Annotated in this window: 14 protein-coding genes; 9 read left to right on the forward strand and 5 right to left on the reverse strand. The window is 62.5% G+C overall.

Features of this window, described 5'->3' with window-relative positions; translation table 11 throughout:
- The coding region (locus SPH52_RS22210) for an FAD-binding oxidoreductase (RefSeq protein ID WP_411797229.1) at positions 1-335 on the reverse strand (335 nt) is incomplete at its 3' end.
- A gap of 184 nt (positions 336-519) precedes the next feature.
- Between SPH52_RS22210 and serS the strand changes: the two genes are divergently transcribed.
- Positions 520-1,809: a serine--tRNA ligase gene (gene serS, locus SPH52_RS22215; protein WP_411797230.1), complete on the forward strand. Its 1,290-nt coding sequence runs from the start codon at positions 520-522 to the stop codon at positions 1,807-1,809.
- On the opposite strand, the gene SPH52_RS22220 is transcribed toward serS, so the two are convergent.
- Positions 1,787-2,548: an SIMPL domain-containing protein gene (locus SPH52_RS22220; RefSeq protein ID WP_411797231.1), complete on the reverse strand. Its 762-nt coding sequence runs from the start codon at positions 2,546-2,548 to the stop codon at positions 1,787-1,789. The genes serS and SPH52_RS22220 overlap by 23 nt on opposite strands.
- Before the next feature lie 123 nt (positions 2,549-2,671).
- Here SPH52_RS22220 and SPH52_RS22225 point away from each other — a divergent pair, with 123 nt between their 5' ends.
- Entirely contained in the window at positions 2,672-3,838 is a 1,167-nt protein-coding gene (locus SPH52_RS22225) for an AI-2E family transporter (RefSeq protein WP_411797232.1), read from the forward strand.
- A 17-nt stretch (positions 3,839-3,855) separates the two neighbouring features.
- Here SPH52_RS22225 and trxA read toward each other — a convergent pair whose 3' ends face one another.
- On the reverse strand, positions 3,856-4,179 hold the full coding sequence (trxA, locus tag SPH52_RS22230) for a thioredoxin (RefSeq protein WP_411797233.1): 324 nt from the start codon (positions 4,177-4,179) through the stop codon (positions 3,856-3,858).
- 245 nt (positions 4,180-4,424) lie between these two features.
- On the opposite strand from trxA, the gene cysB reads away from it, so the two are divergent.
- Positions 4,425-5,396, forward strand: a complete 972-nt coding sequence (cysB, locus tag SPH52_RS22235) for an HTH-type transcriptional regulator CysB (RefSeq protein WP_411797234.1) — start codon at positions 4,425-4,427, stop codon at positions 5,394-5,396.
- Between the two features lie 103 nt (positions 5,397-5,499).
- Here cysB and SPH52_RS22240 read toward each other — a convergent pair whose 3' ends face one another.
- Together SPH52_RS22240 and pabB are read right to left on the reverse strand one after the other, a co-directional pair.
- Complete coding sequence (locus SPH52_RS22240; RefSeq protein WP_411797235.1) at positions 5,500-6,117, reverse strand: phosphoadenosine phosphosulfate reductase family protein; 618 nt, start codon at positions 6,115-6,117, stop codon at positions 5,500-5,502.
- Between the two features lie 132 nt (positions 6,118-6,249).
- The gene (gene pabB / locus SPH52_RS22245) at positions 6,250-7,611 is read right to left on the reverse strand and encodes an aminodeoxychorismate synthase component I (protein WP_411797236.1); all 1,362 of its coding nucleotides are present in this window, start codon (positions 7,609-7,611) and stop codon (positions 6,250-6,252) included.
- Positions 7,612-7,845: 234 nt separating this feature from the next.
- Between pabB and SPH52_RS22250 the strand changes: the two genes are divergently transcribed.
- From SPH52_RS22250 to prpD, 6 genes are all read left to right on the forward strand, one after another.
- Positions 7,846-8,556, forward strand: coding sequence for a GntR family transcriptional regulator (locus SPH52_RS22250; protein ID WP_411797237.1), 711 nt, complete (start codon positions 7,846-7,848; stop codon positions 8,554-8,556).
- Between the two features lie 31 nt (positions 8,557-8,587).
- Positions 8,588-9,493, forward strand: coding sequence for a methylisocitrate lyase (prpB, locus tag SPH52_RS22255; protein ID WP_411797238.1), 906 nt, complete (start codon positions 8,588-8,590; stop codon positions 9,491-9,493).
- Positions 9,494-9,542: 49 nt separating this feature from the next.
- Entirely contained in the window at positions 9,543-10,670 is a 1,128-nt protein-coding gene (prpC, locus tag SPH52_RS22260; RefSeq protein ID WP_411797239.1) for a 2-methylcitrate synthase, read from the forward strand.
- 75 nt (positions 10,671-10,745) lie between these two features.
- Entirely contained in the window at positions 10,746-13,355 is a 2,610-nt protein-coding gene (acnD, locus tag SPH52_RS22265) for a Fe/S-dependent 2-methylisocitrate dehydratase AcnD (protein WP_411797240.1), read from the forward strand.
- Positions 13,356-13,421: 66 nt separating this feature from the next.
- The gene (gene prpF, locus SPH52_RS22270; RefSeq protein WP_411797241.1) at positions 13,422-14,600 is read left to right on the forward strand and encodes a 2-methylaconitate cis-trans isomerase PrpF; all 1,179 of its coding nucleotides are present in this window, start codon (positions 13,422-13,424) and stop codon (positions 14,598-14,600) included.
- Positions 14,601-14,695: 95 nt separating this feature from the next.
- On the forward strand, positions 14,696-16,180 hold the full coding sequence (gene prpD, locus SPH52_RS22275) for a 2-methylcitrate dehydratase (protein ID WP_411797242.1): 1,485 nt from the start codon (positions 14,696-14,698) through the stop codon (positions 16,178-16,180).
- The last annotated feature ends 236 nt before the right edge of the window (positions 16,181-16,416 follow it).

The raw sequence follows: 16,416 nt of genomic DNA on the forward strand, positions 1-16,416 counted from the left end.
ATGTGGCGCGACACGTCCACCACCAGGCCGTCGGTGAGCGACTGGCCGTTGGTGCCGGTACCGCCACCGCGGGGCGTGAGCACCACCTGGCGATGCGCCGCTTCCCCGGCCAGGCGGGCGATGCGCTCGAGGTCCTCGGCGTGGCGCGGGAACAGGGCCGCCTGGGGCAGGCGCTGGTAGATCGAGTTGTCGGTGGCCAGCACGGTGCGGCTGGCGTAGTCCGGGGCGATCTCGCCCTCGAAACCCGAAGCCTTCAGCGCCTCGAGAAAGCGCAGATAATGGGTACCGAGGGCGGCGGTGGCGCTCGATGCGGTGGTATCCAGTCTTGCGATCATGGCTAGTCGTATTCGGTCGTTTGATGCCGACCCATGGGCGGGGCGGCAGGGGAATGACGCTACTTTACCGCGAGTGGGTGGTGGGGCGCATCCTGGCCCAGTGAGCGCGTGGCGCCCTCACGGCCTTTTGCCTACAATGGACGGCTCGTTTTTCCGATTCACCGACTGTTACGGACCGGATTCCATGCTCGATCCCAAACTGCTGCGCAGCGACCTCGATACGGTTGCCCAACGACTGGCCAAACGTGGCTTTACCCTCGATACCGAGCGACTCGAGGCGCTGGAGTCCCGGCGTCGTGAGCTGCAGACCGAGACCGAGTCCCTGCAGAACGAGCGTAATACTCGCTCCAAGGCGATCGGCAAGGCCAAGGCCGGCGGTGAGGATATCCAGCCACTGCTCGACGAAGTGAGCGACCTGGGGGACAAGCTAGACACTGCCAAGCATCAACTGGCCGAGGTGCAGGCTGAGTGGGATGCGCTGGTCAGCGGCATTCCCAACCAGCCCCACGAAAGCGTGCCGGAAGGCGAGAGTGAAGAGGACAACGTCGAGCTGCACCGCTGGGGCACGCCGCGCGACTATGATTTCGAGGTGCGCGATCACGTTGACCTGGGCGGGCTAAAGGGCGAGCTGGACTTTGAGCTGGCGGCCAAGCTGACCGGCTCGCGCTTTGCCGTAATGCGCGGGCAGATTGCCCGCCTGCATCGCGCGCTGGCGCAGTTCATGCTCGACAAGCAGACCCTCGAGCATGGCTATGAAGAGTGCTATGTCCCCTACATGGTCAATGAGGCCTCGCTGTATGGTACCGGCCAGCTACCCAAGTTCGGCGAAGACCTGTTCCGGTTGGATGACGAACGCAGCTACCACCTGATCCCCACTGCTGAAGTGCCGCTGACCAACTTCGCCCGTGACGAGATCCTCGATCACAAGGTGTTGCCGCTCAAGCTTACCGCCCATACGCCGTGCTTTCGCAGCGAGGCGGGCTCCCACGGACGTGATACCCGCGGCATGATTCGCCAGCATCAGTTCGACAAGGTCGAAATGGTGCAGTTGGTGGAACCGGAGAAGAGCTATGAGGCGCTCGAAGAGATGCGCGGCCATGCCGAGGCGATCCTGCAGGCACTCGAACTGCCCTATCGCGTGGTGACGCTGTGCACCGGCGACATGGGCTTTGGTGCAGCCAAGACGTATGACCTGGAAGTGTGGTTGCCGAGTCAGCAGACCTACCGTGAGATCTCCTCGGTTTCCAACTGTGAGGATTTCCAAGCGCGGCGCATGCAGGCCCGCTTTCGCCATCCCGAGCAGAAGAAGCCGCAACTGCTGCACACCCTCAACGGCTCGGGCCTGGCGGTGGGGCGCTGCCTCATCGCGGTGATGGAAAACCACCAGAATGCCGATGGCTCCATCACCGTACCCGAGGCGCTACGGCCCTACTTGGGTGGCATCACCACCATCAATTCCCGATCTCCCAACTGACACTGACGCCCGCCTCGATGACGATCGTTCCGGGGCGGTATTCGGCCTGGCCGCTCTCACGGGCGTCGGCGCTCATTGCCATCATGCGAGGCGCATAGATAGGCGAGCGCGTCTCGCTGATGTTGGTCACGGCGCCGAGCGAAACGCCCATGGCGCGTGCCATCAGTTCGGCCTTGTGGCGCGCCTTCTCCAACGCTTTCACAAGCGCCTCGTCGGTGGCGGCATCGCGGTCGGCCAGGTCGTAGCTGATGCCATCCATAGCGTTGACGCCGGCGGCGGTCAGGGCGTCGAGTAGCCGTGGCAGGCGTTCCAGGTCGTCGACACGAACCTGGAAGGGCCGATCCAGGCGCGTGCGCATCAGCATTTCATGATCGCTGTCGCTGCGCCGTGGGGCAGGCACGTATTCCGGCTGTACGCTGAGTGAACCGGCGTTGATGTCGTCGCGCTCCACGCCGGCCTCCTCCAGCTCACGGATCAAGGCGGCGGCCCGCTCCTCCAGACGATCACGTGCCTGGCGCAGGGCGTCGGGGTCGGTATCTTCGTCGTGGGGGGCTATGGCCGGCGTACGCTCCCACAGGCGGGCGCTGAGCGTGGCACGGTCCGGTACCACATCGAGCTGGGCTTCGGCCTGTACGTTCAGCCTGGCGCGAGGCTCATCTGCCTGTACAGTGGCTCCCATGAGAGGGATGGCGGTCAGCAGACCGCCCAGCAGCAGGCAGCGAAAGGGTATCAAGGGCATCGGGAAAGCCTCCTTGCGGCAATCATGAAGAAATCGCGCGGAATCGCGCCGGGTCGGGCAGGTTTGTGTGCCCGCCCGGTAAGGGTCATGATAAGCAGGACACGCCAGACAGGGATAGATGGCATGCTTCACCGCGATGACAACGTGCGATACGGTCGCCCCCTCACCTTGACGCTGGCCCTGGCGGCGTTGGTCGTGATCGTTGCCGGTATTCGTGCCGGTGCCGACCTGATCATCCCGATCCTGCTGGGGCTGTTCATCGCCGTGATCTGTACCTCTCCGGTGAACTGGCTCCACCGCATGGGGTTGGGCTTGCGCCTGGCCGTGGTGGTGACGCTGCTGGTGATCGGCGGCTTTCTCTCCTTGGTGGGACTGCTTGCGGTCAATGCTTTCGGCACCTTCATCGAAGCGCTGCCGGGTATCGAGGGCCGGCTCTACGAGCACTACCTCAACCTACTCGATAGCCTGGCTAGCATGGGCCTTGCAATCAATCCGGATACCTTGGGGGGGCTGGTCGAAGCTGAGGATGAAACAGGGTGGCTATCGACACTGCTGGGCGGGCTGGGCAACCTGTTGATCCAGAGTGTGGTCGTGGCGCTGCTGGTAATCTTCATGCTGTTCGAAACGCTCAATTTTCGGCGCAAGGTGGCCCATGCCCTCGACCATCCGGAGGCCAGCCTGCAGCGCTTCCATGAATTCAGCCAGACGCTTAAGCGCTATCTGGCGGTGAAAACCTTTGTCAGCCTGCTGACTGGCGTCATGGCCTGGCTCGCCTGTGTCGTCGCGGGAGTGGACTTTCCCCTGCTCTGGGGGCTGCTGGCCTTTGCGCTCAATTACATCCCCAACATCGGTTCCGCCATTGCCGCGGTGCCCCCGGTCTTGCTGCTACTGGTTTCCCGGGACGGCGGGCTGATCGAAGCCTTTGGCCTGGCGATGGCCTACCTGGGCATCAACTTCGTGCTGGGCAATCTGGTCGAGCCACGCTTGATGGGACGGGCTCTTGGGCTATCGACCTTTGTTGCTTTCCTGTCGTTGATAGTATGGGGATGGATGCTGGGTGTGGTTGGCATGCTCCTCTCGGTAGTGCTGACCATGACCCTCAAGATCGCCTTGGATAGCCACCCCCAGACGCGCTGGATCGCCTACCTGCTGGGACCGGGCAAGCGGCCGATCGCCGATAGCGTGATCGCGGAGGGTAGTGAGCCCTCGCTGCCGATCGACGATGAGTCGGGCCTGCCTCGTCCAGAAACGCAACCGCCCCGGGAGGAGCCGGGGCGGGGCGAGCCTTGACGTCTGGCCTGGATTGATCAGGCGTTCTGGTCGATGAACTGCACCAACTGCGACTTGGATTGAGCTCCTACCAGCGAAGCGACCTTGGAGCCCGACTTGAACAGCATGACGGTGGGAACGCCACGTACGCCCTGCTCGGCAGCGATCTCAGGGGCATCGTCGACGTTGATGCTGACCACCTTGAGGTTGTCGGAACGTTCTTCGGCAACCTCGTCGATCACCGGTGCCATGACCTTGCAGGGGCCGCACCAGGGCGCCCAGAACTTCAGCAGCACGGGTTGGTCTGCCTTGAGGACTTCCTGCTCGAAGTTGGCATTGGTGACATCGACGTTATTGGCCATGTGAATCTCCAGTTACGTTGCGCTACATCGAGCGGATCGGGTGACATGCGTAGGCATATCCGGTCGGCAGATGTTAGCCGTCGACCGGGTGTCTGGCAAATAGCAGGTAATTCCTGACAATTGCTTGCCATGTGCTCACACCCATAGCCGTGATATCCGTTTGTCGTTATGCTATTTGGTGATTAGGCAAGCGGGTCTAATCGCTACGGGGAAGTCCTGCCAGGCGTCCGGGAGCCGAGTCGAGAATGAAACTACAGCAGCTGCGCTATGTGTGGGAAGTGACCCGCCACAACCTCAATGTGTCGGCAACGGCTCAGAGCCTGTTTACTTCCCAGCCTGGCATCTCCAAGCAGATTCGCCTGCTGGAGGACGAGCTGGGAGTGGAGATATTCGCCCGCAGCGGCAAGCACTTGACGCGGGTCACCCCGGCTGGGGAGTCCATCGTCGAGCTGGCTGGCCAGGTGTTGAGATTGGCCGAAAACATCAAGCAGGTGGCCCAGGAGCACAGCGATGAGCGGCGCGGCAGCCTCTCGATCGCCACCACGCATACCCAGGCCCGCTACGCCTTGCCGCCGGTAATCGGCGAGTTCACCCGCAAATATCCCGACGTCGCCCTGCACATGCAGCAGGGCACGCCCAAGCAGATCGCCCAAATGGTCAGCGATGGCATGGCCGATTTTGCCATCTGCACCGAGTCGCTGGAGCTATTCGCCGATCTGATATTGTTGCCCTGCTATCGCTGGAACCGGTGTGTACTGGTGCCGCGTGGCCATCCCCTGGCCGATGGAGGCGAACTGACCCTCGATCGCTTGGCCGAGCAGTCGATCGTGACCTACGTCTTCGGCTTTACCGGACGTTCCCAGCTCGATGATGCCTTCCGGGCGAAGGGACTCACGCCCAACGTCGTCCTCACCGCTGCCGATGCCGATGTGATCAAGACCTACGTCCGGCTAGGGCTGGGAGTGGGGATCGTGGCACACATGGCTTACGACCCCGATATCGACGAAGACCTTGTCGCTCTCGAAGCGGGCCATCTGTTCGAAAGCTCAGTGACCAAGATCGGCATCCGCCGCGGCACTTTCATGCGCGGTTACATGTACGACTTCGTCAAGGGGTTCGCTGGTCATCTCGAGCGCGACTTGGTTGATGCGGCGCTTGCCGCGGGGCCGCGTCACGAGGCGGAGCTGTTCCAGGATATCGTCCTGCCAGTGCGTTAGCGCTACCTGAAAACGAGCTCTGGACAATGAAAGAGGCGGGTCGGGACAATCCCGACCCGCCTCTGCTCGGTTCTATGCGAAGGGCTCCATGCGAAGAGAAGGTTCAGTGCTGCAGATGCAGCCCGCACTCGCGTTTTGCTTCCACTTTGGTGGGATCGAAATAATCGAACTCGTTGGGCAGGTCGTGCTGCTGCAGGTACTGATACATGTCCTTGGCACTCCACTGCAGCAGTGGCGAGACCTTGAGCAGACCATCGGCGTTCTGGCTGAGGGGCGCCATGCGAGCGCGCTCCGGAGTATCCTCGGCCCGTAGCGCCGTGAACCAGACATCGGGGGCCATCTCTCTCAGGGCGCGCTCGAACGGCTCGAGCTTCACCTCGCGGGTGAACGCTTCGTGGCGAGGGTCGTCTATACCGGGCATGGGGCCTTCCACCGCTTCGCGATGCGCACGAGTGCGCTGCGGCAGATAAGTGATCAAGTTCAGGTCGAGGCGCTTGACCAATTCATCGGCAAAACGATACGTCGCATCGGTGTTGTAGCCGTGGTCCATCCATACCACCGGAATGTCCGGCTGCTGTTGCGTCACCATGTGCAGTATGACCGCCTCGAACGGGCGGAAATTGGTGGTGACGATAGGGCGCTGGCCTTGCGCCAGGGCCCAGCGAATCAGTGCATCCGGGTCGTTGCCAAGTTCCTGATTGATAGCGTCGAGTGATGCCATGGGGGCTCCAGGTCGTTGATGCATTTTGGCCTTACCCTATCAAAGGCGATGGATCGAGCCCCAATACCGTTTCATTGGATAAATATATCCGAATGGCAGGAAAAGCATGGTGTCTTATTCCATGTCGTGCTTTTAGGCAGTCAGCGCTTCCATCAGGTGGCGGATCTTGTCCAGGGTTTCGGTGTACTCCGCCTCGACGTCGGAATCTGCCACCAATCCACCACCGCCCCATAAATGGATACGTTTACCATCGGCGACGGCGGTGCGAATGGCAATGGAAGTGTCCATGTGGCCACGCACGTCGATGAAGCCCAGGCTGCCGCAGTAGACGCTGCGGCGGCTGGGCTCCAGTTCGTCGATGATCTGCATGGCCCGTACCTTGGGTGCGCCAGTGATCGAGCCCCCAGGAAAGGCGGCGGCCAACAAGTCGAGAGGCCGGCGTCCCGCTGCCAGCTCACCGCATACGATGCTGACCAGGTGATGCACGTTGGCGTAGCTCTCGAGTCCGCAGAGCTGCGGTACCCGAACAGTGCCTGGGCGGCATACCCGACCCAGGTCGTTGCGCAGCAGGTCCACGATCATCACGTTCTCGGCGCGATCCTTGAGGCTTGCGGTCAGCTCGCTGGCCAGACGCTTGTCCTCTTCGGCAGTGCTGCCGCGCGGCCGGGTACCCTTGATCGGCCGAGCCTCGACGTGTCCGTCGGCCCGGCAATGCAGGAAACGCTCGGGTGAAAGCGACAGGATGGCCTGCTCCCCCTGGCCCGTGTGCCAGGCCATGAAGCCGGCGAATGGCGTGGGCGTGGCCAAGCGAAGGCGCTGATAGGCCGACCACAGGTCTCCACGATATTTCGCGCTGAAACGCTGCGCCAGGTTGATCTGATAGCAGTCGCCAGCACGAATGTAGTCCTGCACGGCAGCAAAACGCTCGGCATAGCCGCTGCGATCGAGCTCGCCCTCGAAAGGTGACAAGAGCCGAAAGTCCTGTGCCGCCGGGGAGGGTTGCTGCAGCCATCCCAGCACCTGGTCGCGCTTCTCGCTCGTGGCTACCAACCAGCTCTGCCGCTGCAGGTGATCCTGGATCAGGGCCCAGTCGTACAGCCCGATACGGCTGGCGGGCAAGGTGACGGTCTGGCGCGACGACTCCCCGACCGGTTCCAGGGATCGACCCAGGTCATAGCCCCAATAGCCGATCAAGCCGCCCAGGAAGGGCAGGTCACTATCCGGAAGTTCGAGTGACAGGCTGTCCAGCAGGGCCTGCTGGGCCATGAAAGGGTTGTGACTGTCGCACACTTCATCGTCGACTCGAATGATGCCTTGCCCATCGACCGACAGTACCGATACGGGGTCACTGCTGATGATGTCATAGCGTCCACCCGGTGCGGCAGGCTTGCCGCTATCGAGCAGGACGGCCCCTGGACGCTGGCGCAGGGACGAGAAGTAGGCGAACGGGCTCTCCCGATAGGGGAGCGAGCTGATGTGGAGTCTTGCAGTCATCGAGGGGGCCTTTCAGAACAGGCCACCATTCTAGGGGGCGGGATGCGTTTTGTCGTGAGAGTCGTTGCTCTGTTAACAGCTTTGGCATTAACGCTGGCTTGATTGTCGACAGTGCTGATGAAGTTTCTCGGAATGCATACAACCAAAGGGGTAGAAAAACGCAGTAACAGGGAGGTTGACCGATGAGGAGGCAATGTCTAAAGTCACTTCATCCTCCAATTGTCGACAATTGCCATGAACTCAGTCGCTCAAGAACAACCCTCTCCTGAAGTCCGGACCCTGGCCGAGCGGGTCTTCCACCAGTTGCAGGACGCCATCGTGCGTGGAGAGCTGGCGCCAGGAAGCAAGATCACCGAGCCGGGCCTGTCGAAGACCTATGGCATCTCCCGTGGTCCGCTGCGTGAAGCGATGCGCCGTCTGGAAGCCCATCGCCTGATCGAACGAGTCCCACACGTGGGTGCCCGGGTGGTCAAGCTCTCGATGAAGGAGCTGCTGGAACTCTTCGACGTGCGCGAGGCGTTGGAGAGCATGGCTGCACGGCTGGCCGCCGAGCACATGACCCGCGACGAAATCGCCGGGCTGCGAGAGGTGCTTGCCGTACACGAGCGCCAAGCCGACCTCAAGAGTGGCGAGGCCTACTATCAGCGCGAGGGCGACCTGGACTTCCATTATCGCATCGTGCTGGGCAGCCACAACCGCATGTTGATGACCATGCTGTGCGACGACCTCTATTACCTGGTGCGACTCTATCGCACCCAGTTCAGCGCCAGCGGTACCCGGCCCCAGCGCGCATTCGTCGAGCACCATCGCATCGTCGACGCCATCGAGGCGGGTGACGCCGAGCTGGCCGAACTGTTGATGCGGCGCCATGTCAGTGCCTCGCGGACCAACGTGGCTGACCGTTACGCCGAGACTCTCAAAGAGCAGGCCGAGACCACTGCTTGAGGCCACGAGAAAGATCACAGAGGAACCTACCATGACACAACTTACCCCCGGTGCTCGCTTCCGTGCGGCTCTCGAGGCCAACCGGCCGCTGCCCATCCTTGGCACCATCAATGCCTACACCGCCATGATGGCCGAGCGGGTGGGGCACAAGGCCATCTACCTGTCGGGTGGCGGCGTGGCCAACGCCTCCTTCGGTCTTCCTGACCTGGGCATGACCAGCATGAACGACGTGGTCCAGGATGCCCATCGCATCTGCGGTGCCACCGAGCTGCCGCTGTTGGTCGACATCGATACCGGCTGGGGCGGGGCCTTCAACATCGCACGCACCGTCAAGGAGATGCAGCGCGCCGGTGTGGCTGCCGTGCACCTCGAGGACCAGGTGGCGCAGAAGCGCTGTGGTCATCGCCCCAACAAGGCGATCGTCTCTCAGCAGGAGATGGTGGATCGCGTCAAGGCCGCTGCCGATGCGCGCATCGATTCCGATTTCTATCTGATTGCACGCACCGACGCCTTCCAGATGGAAGGGCTCGACGCCGCCATCGAGCGTGCCAGCGCCTGTATCGAAGCCGGCGCCGATGCCATCTTCGCCGAAGCGGTGCATACCCTCGACGACTATCGCGCCTTTTGCGAGCGAGTCGACGCGCCGATTCTGGCCAACATCACCGAATTCGGTGCCACGCCGCTGTTTTCCCAGCAGGAGCTCGCCGAGGTGGGCTGCCGCATGGTGCTTTACCCGCTGTCGGCCTTCCGTGCCATGAACGCCGCGGCATTGCAGGTCTACCAGAGCATTTACGACAAGGGGCATCAGCGTGACGTGATCGAGCTGATGCAGACCCGTGACGAGCTCTACGACTTCCTCAACTATCACACCTTCGAGCAGAAGCTCGATGCGTTGTTTGCCGAAAATCAGCTCGCCGGCAAGGGCTCAGACGCCTGAGCCAGGCTCGTTACGACGACAAGAAAACGCAGATCAAGGAGACTTCGACATGGCTGAGAAAACCGTCAGCAGTACCGGCCTGCGGGGCCAGAGCGCAGGAACCACAGCCCTGTGCACCGTGGGCAAGAGCGGCGCCGGGCTGACCTACCGCGGCTTCGACATCAAGGAACTGGCCGAGAAGGCGCGTTTCGAGGAGGTGGCTTACCTTCTGCTCAAGGGCAAGCTGCCCACCCAGGCCGAGCTCGACGCCTACGTGACCAAGCTCAAGGGCCTGCGTGGCTTGCCGGATGCACTCAAGGCCGTGCTCGAGCAGATTCCAAAAGATGCGCACCCCATGGACGTGATGCGCACCGGCGCCTCCATGCTCGGCAATCTCGAGACCGAAAAGAGCTTCGACGAGCAGCAGGACGTCTCTGACCGTCTGCTCGCGGTGCTGCCCTCGATCATTTGCTACTGGTATCGCTTCAGCCATGATGGCGTGCGCATCGAGACCGAGACCGACGACGAGTCGGTGGGCGCTCACTTCCTGCACCTGCTGCGCGGCGAAGCGCCATCCGAGCTGCACGCCCGGGTGATGAACGTTTCGCTGATCCTCTACGCCGAGCACGAGTTCAACGCCTCGACCTTCACCGCTCGCGTATGTGCCTCCACGCTCTCCGACATGCACTCCTGCGTGACCGGCGCCATCGGTTCGCTGCGCGGTCCGCTGCACGGCGGAGCCAACGAGGCGGCCATGGACATGATCGAGAACTGGAAGTCGCCGGAAGAGGCCGAGCGCGAGATCATGGGCATGCTCGAGCGCAAGGAGAAGATCATGGGCTTCGGTCACGCGATCTATCGCGAGTCCGACCCGCGCAACGCCATCATCAAGGAGTGGTCGGAAAAACTGGCTCAGGACGTTGGCGACACCGTGCTCTATCCGGTTTCCGTACGGGTCGAGGACGTCATGTGGCGCGAGAAGAAGCTGTTCTGCAACGCCGACTTCTTCCACGCCAGCGCTTATCACTTCATGGACATTCCCACCAAGCTGTTCACGCCGATCTTCGTCTGCTCGCGCGTCACCGGCTGGTGTGCCCATGTCTTCGAGCAGCGTGCCAACAACCGCATCATTCGCCCCAGCGCGGACTACATCGGCCCGGAGAAGAGTGTGTGGGTGCCGCTCGAAGAGCGCGGTTGACCCTCGGCGTTGGAGGCGGCCTGCGGGTCGCCTCTCGCTCTGTCTCTCTCATCACCACGCGAAGACCGTCGACTCATGAACACTCAATATCGTAAATCGCTTCCCGGTACCGAGCTGGACTACTTCGACGTGCGTGAGGCCGTCGAGGAGATCCAGCCTGGTGCCTACGACACCCTTCCATATACTTCGCGCGTGCTGGCCGAGCAACTGGTGCGTCGCTGCGAGCCGGAGCTGCTCACAGATGCCTTGAAACAGCTGATCGAGCGCAAGCGCGATCTGGATTTTCCCTGGTATCCGGCGCGGGTGGTGTGCCATGACATTCTCGGCCAGACGGCGCTGGTGGATCTTGCCGGCCTGCGTGACGCCATCGCCGAGAAGGGCGGCGACCCGGCCAAGGTCAACCCGGTGGTGCCGACCCAGTTGATCGTCGATCACTCCCTTGCCGTGGAGTGCGGCGGCGACGATCCCCAGGCGTTCGACAAGAACCGCGCCATCGAGGATCGCCGCAACGAGGATCGCTTCCACTTCATCGACTGGACGCGCACTGCATTCAAGAACGTCGATGTGATCCCCGCCGGCAACGGCATCATGCACCAGATCAATCTGGAGAAGATGTCGCCGGTGATCCAGGCGCGCGACGGCGTCGCCTATCCCGACACCTGCGTGGGTACCGACAGCCACACGCCCCACATCGACTGCCTGGGTGTCATCGCCATCGGCGTCGGCGGGCTCGAGGCCGAGACCGTGATGCTCGGCCGACCCTCGATGATGCGCTTACCCGATATCATTGGCGTGGAGCTGACCGGCAAGCGCAGGCCCGGCATCACCGCCACCGACATCGTACTGGCCATCACCGAGTTCCTGCGCCAGGAGAAAGTGGTAGGCGCCTACCTGGAGTTCTTCGGCGAAGGTGCCGACAGCCTGACCATTGGCGACCGCGCCACCATCTCCAACATGACGCCGGAATATGGCGCCACCGCCGCGATGTTCTATATCGACGAGCAGACCACCGACTACCTGACCATCACCGGCCGCGAGCCGGAGCAGGTGGCGCTGGTCGAGAACTATGCCAAGACCGTCGGGCTTTGGGTCGACACCCTGAAGAACGTGCAATACGAACGGGTGCTGACCTTCGACCTCTCCACCGTCGAGCGCAACATGGCCGGTCCCTCCAATCCCCATCGCCGCCTGCCGACCTCGGCGCTGGCCGAGCGCGGCATTGCGGCCAACCTGGAGCTGGCGCTGGCCGAGGAGAAGGCCGGCAGGATGCCCGATGGCGCGGTGATCATCGCCGCCATCACCAGCTGCACCAACACCTCCAACCCGCGCAACGTGGTCGCGGCGGGTCTGGTGGCGAAGAAGGCCAACGAGCTAGGGCTTATCCGCAAGCCGTGGGTGAAATCTTCCTTCGCGCCAGGTTCGAAAGTCGCGCGGCTCTACCTGGAAGAGGCCGGCCTGCTGCCCGAACTCGAGAAGCTCGGCTTTGGCATCGTCGCCTACGCCTGCACCACCTGCAACGGCATGTCCGGTGCGCTGCGCCCGGAGATCCAACAGGAGATCATCGACCGCGATCTCTATGCCACTGCGGTACTCTCAGGCAACCGCAACTTCGACGGCCGTATACACCCCTACGCCAAGCAGGCGTTCCTGGCCTCGCCGCCGCTGGTGGTGGCCTACGCCATCGCCGGCACCGTGCGCTTCGATATCGAGAAGGATGCGCTCGGCTACGACAAGAATGGCAAGCCTGTCACGCTGAAGGATCTGTGGCCCAGCGACGAGGAGATCGACGCCATCGTCGGCCAGTACGTCAGGCCTGAGCAGTTCAAACAGGTCTACATCCCGATGTTCAATCTGGATGAAGTGGAAGAGGCCAAGAGCCCGCTCTACGATTGGCGGCCGCAGAGCACCTACATCCGCCGCCCGCCGTACTGGGAGGGCAACATGGCGCGTGAAAAGGGGCTGAAGGGCATGCGGCCGCTGGCGATCCTGCCGGACAACATCACCACCGACCACCTGTCGCCGTCCAACGCCATCATGCTGGACAGCGCAGCAGGGGAGTACCTGGCCAAGATGGGCCTGCCGGAGGAGGACTTCAACTCCTACGCCACCCACCGAGGCGACCACCTCACCGCCCAGCGCGCCACGCTCGCCAATCCCAAGCTGTTCAACGAGATGGTACGCGACGACAAGGGAGAAGTGATCCAGGGCTCGCTGGCGCGCATCGAGCCGGAAGGCAAGGTAACGCGCATGTGGGAAGCCATCGAAACCTACATGGAGCGCGGCCAGCCGCTGATCGTGATCGCCGGGGCGGACTACGGCCAGGGCAGCTCGCGCGACTGGGCGGCCAAGGGGGTGGCGCTGGCGGGCGTCGAAGCGATCGTTGCCGAGGGCTTCGAGCGCATTCACCGTACCAACCTGGTGGGTATGGGCGTGATGCCTCTGCAGTTCCAGGAAGGCACCACGCGCCACACGCTGAAACTCGATGGCACCGAGACTTATGACGTGGAGGGCAAGCCCTCGCCCGGGGCAACCTTGACTCTGGTGATCCATCGCGCCAACGGCGACAGCGAGCGTGTGCCGGTACTGTGCCGCCTGGACACCGCCGAAGAGGTGTCCGTCTATTCCGCCGGCGGGGTACTGCAGCGCTTTGCTCAGGACTTCCTCGAGTCCGAATCGGTGGCCTGACCCACACGTTGCGCGAACGCCCCGGCAAGCCGCCGGGGCGTTGCGTCATTTCAGGAAGCGAGTTCCATGGCTAACGTTCCTCAAATCAAGATTCCTGCCACCTACATGCGCGGCGGCACCAGCAAGGGTGTCTTCTTTCGCCTCGACGACCTGCCCGAGGCGGCACAAAAGCCCGGCCCGGCCCGCGATGCTCTGCTGCTGCGAGTAATAGGCAGTCCCGACCCCTACCAGAAGCAGATCGATGGCATGGGCGGTGCTACCTCGAGCACCAGCAAGACGGTCATTCTTTCCCGAAGCGTAAGCCCCGAGCACGACGTCGACTACCTGTTCGGACAGGTTTCCATCGACAAGCCGTTCGTCGATTGGAGCGGCAACTGCGGCAATCTCTCTGCCGCCGTGGGGCCCTTCGCCATCAGCAACGGCCTGATCGATTCCTCACGCATTCCCGAGAACGGTATCGCCACGGTGCGTATCTGGCAGGCCAATATCGGCAAGACCATCGTCTCGCGGGTGCCGATCACCAACGGCGAAGTGCAGGAAACCGGCGACTTCGAACTCGACGGCGTGACCTTCACGGCCGCCGAGGTCGCGGTGGAATTCATGGATCCGGCCGACGGCGAGGGTTCCATGTTTCCCACTGGCAAGCTGGTCGATACCCTGGAGGTGCCGGGGGTCGGTACGCTTGAAGCCACCATGATCAACGCCGGTATCCCAACCGTATTCGTCAATGCGGCGGCGATCGGCTACACCGGTACCGAGCTGCAGGAAGCCATCAACGGCGATACCAGGGCATTGGCCATGTTCGAAGCCATCCGCGCCCACGCTGCCGTGCGCATGGGGCTGATCAGGGATGTCGCCGAGGCGGCCGAGCGCCAGCACACGCCCAAGGTCGCCTTCGTCGCGCCGCCTGCCGATTACGTGGCCTCCAGCGGTAAGGCGATCAAGGCCGACGATATCGATCTCGTCGTGCGCGCACTCTCGATGGGCAAGCTGCACCACGCCATGATGGGTACCGCTGCAGTAGCCATCGCCACGGCGGCGGCGGTGCCCGGCACTCTGGTCAACCTGGCCGCCGGGGGCGGTGAGCGCAACTCGGTGCACTTCGGCCATCCCTCCGGCACCCTGCGGGTAGGGGCAGAGGCCTCCCAGGCCAATGGGCAATGGTCAGCGACCAAGGCGGTGATGAGTCGCAGCGCCCGGGTGCTCATGGAAGGGTGGGTGCGTATTCCCGGTGACGCCTTCTAGGATCTTTCTGGCCGGAGTTTTGCGCCCTGAGTCGCAAGGCTCGGGGCGTTTTCTATAGTAAGGGAGACGACAGCGAGCCTGCGACAGGAGGGAGCATGAGCGCCACCGTCGAACGCAACGTACGGCCTGACTACGATGCCGAGCTGCAGAAGATCGCCGACTACGTGCTCGACTACCGTATCGAGAGTGACGAAGCGCTGGATACCGCTCGCAATTGCTTGATCGATACCCTGGGCTGCGGCCTTCTCGCGCTGCGCTTCCCCGAATGCATCAAGCATCTGGGCCCGCTGGTGGAAGGTACCACGGTGCCGCATGGTGCCCGGGTGCCAGGGACGTCGTTCCGCCTGGATCCGGTCAAGGCCGCTTGGGATATCGGCTGCATCATCCGCTGGCTCGATTACAACGACACCTGGCTTGCCGCCGAGTGGGGGCATCCTTCAGACAACCTCGGGGCCATTCTGGCCGTGGCCGACCACCTCTCGCAAAAGCGGGTCGCCCAGGGTGGAGCGCCGTTGACCATGCGCGACGTGCTCGAAGCCATGGTCAAGGCCCACGAAATCCAAGGTGTGCTGGCACTCGACAACTCCTTCAACCGGGTCGGCCTCGATCACGTGGTGCTGGTCAAGGTGGCGTCCACGGCGTTGGCAGCGTACCTGCTGGGAGCCGATCGCGAACAGCTGCTTTCGGCCCTGTCGCACGCCTGGGTCGACGGCCAGAGCCTGCGCACCTATCGCCATGCGCCCAATGCCGGCTCACGCAAGAGTTGGGCCGCGGGGGATGCTACTTCACGCGGTGTGCGCCTGGCCGATATCGTCCTGCGTGGCGAGATGGGAATTCCGGGTGTGCTCTCCGCACCACAGTGGGGTTTCTACGATGTCCTCTTTTCCAAGACCAACAAGGACCAGGAGATCAAGCCAGAAGGGGAGCGGACACTGCGCTTTCAGCGTGAATTCGGCACCTACGTGATGGAGAACATCCTCTTCAAGATCGCTTTTCCGGCCGAATTTCATGCTCAGACCGCCTGCGAGGCGGCGGTGCGGTTGCACCCTCAGGTCAAGGATCGTCTGGAAGAGATCGAGCGTATCGTCATCACCACCCACGAATCGGCCATTCGCATCATCTCCAAGGAGGGGGTGTTGGCCAACCCGGCGGATCGTGACCACTGCTTGCAGTACATGGTGGCCGTGCCGCTGATCTTCGGTGATCTGACTGCCGAGCACTATGAGGATGACTTTCATCGTCAGCATCCGCTGATCGATACGCTCAGGTCAAAGATGGAGATCGTCGAGGAGCCGCGCTATAGCGAGGATTATTTGGCAGCTGACAAGCGTTCCATCGCCAACGCCATTCAGGTCTTCTTCAGCGATGGCGGTGCGACCGAGCGCATCGAAGTAGAGTATCCCATAGGGCATCGCCGACGGCGGGGGGAAGGTATCCCGGTACTCGAGGAGAAGTTTCGGCGTAACCTGGCGACGCGTTTCCCTGCCGGGCGCTGCGAACGTATATTCTCCTTGTGCAAGGATCGGGCGCAGTTGGAGGCCATGGCCGTTCACCGATTCGTCGATCTGTTCGTCATCTGAAGAGGTGCCGGGGCAGGGCAGGATAGAAAATTGACCGACGTCATGGCTGTCACCTCAAAGCTGAGCTATATTTTTCTGACGCGAAGGGTTGCGTCTTTGTTCGGCACCCCTTAAAGTACGCATCCGCTGCCGGTGACGAGCAACGTTGCAGGCGGTGGGAAGAGTGGTAAGTGGCTGTCCTGCTTTGGATTTTTCGAATCGCTTCGGAGAATTCGCACTTGACGCCCACGGCGGAT

It is taken from the genome of Halomonas sp. A29 (assembly GCF_046723295.1).
GTDB lineage: Bacteria > Pseudomonadota > Gammaproteobacteria > Pseudomonadales > Halomonadaceae > Halomonas.

What these genes read in the sequence shown, in the direction of transcription:
- serS (WP_411797230.1), top strand. Translation starts at nt 520, where the DNA reads ATGCTCGATCCCAAACTGCTGCGCAGCGACCTCGATACGGTTGCCCAA.
- SPH52_RS22220 (WP_411797231.1), bottom strand. Translation starts at nt 2,548, where the DNA reads ATGCCCTTGATACCCTTTCGCTGCCTGCTGCTGGGCGGTCTGCTGACC.
- SPH52_RS22225 (WP_411797232.1), top strand. Translation starts at nt 2,672, where the DNA reads ATGCTTCACCGCGATGACAACGTGCGATACGGTCGCCCCCTCACCTTG.
- trxA (WP_411797233.1), bottom strand. Translation starts at nt 4,179, where the DNA reads ATGGCCAATAACGTCGATGTCACCAATGCCAACTTCGAGCAGGAAGTC.
- cysB (WP_411797234.1), top strand. Translation starts at nt 4,425, where the DNA reads ATGAAACTACAGCAGCTGCGCTATGTGTGGGAAGTGACCCGCCACAAC.
- SPH52_RS22240 (WP_411797235.1), bottom strand. Translation starts at nt 6,117, where the DNA reads ATGGCATCACTCGACGCTATCAATCAGGAACTTGGCAACGACCCGGAT.
- pabB (WP_411797236.1), bottom strand. Translation starts at nt 7,611, where the DNA reads ATGACTGCAAGACTCCACATCAGCTCGCTCCCCTATCGGGAGAGCCCG.
- SPH52_RS22250 (WP_411797237.1), top strand. Translation starts at nt 7,846, where the DNA reads ATGAACTCAGTCGCTCAAGAACAACCCTCTCCTGAAGTCCGGACCCTG.
- prpB (WP_411797238.1), top strand. Translation starts at nt 8,588, where the DNA reads ATGACACAACTTACCCCCGGTGCTCGCTTCCGTGCGGCTCTCGAGGCC.
- prpC (WP_411797239.1), top strand. Translation starts at nt 9,543, where the DNA reads ATGGCTGAGAAAACCGTCAGCAGTACCGGCCTGCGGGGCCAGAGCGCA.
- acnD (WP_411797240.1), top strand. Translation starts at nt 10,746, where the DNA reads ATGAACACTCAATATCGTAAATCGCTTCCCGGTACCGAGCTGGACTAC.
- prpF (WP_411797241.1), top strand. Translation starts at nt 13,422, where the DNA reads ATGGCTAACGTTCCTCAAATCAAGATTCCTGCCACCTACATGCGCGGC.
- prpD (WP_411797242.1), top strand. Translation starts at nt 14,696, where the DNA reads ATGAGCGCCACCGTCGAACGCAACGTACGGCCTGACTACGATGCCGAG.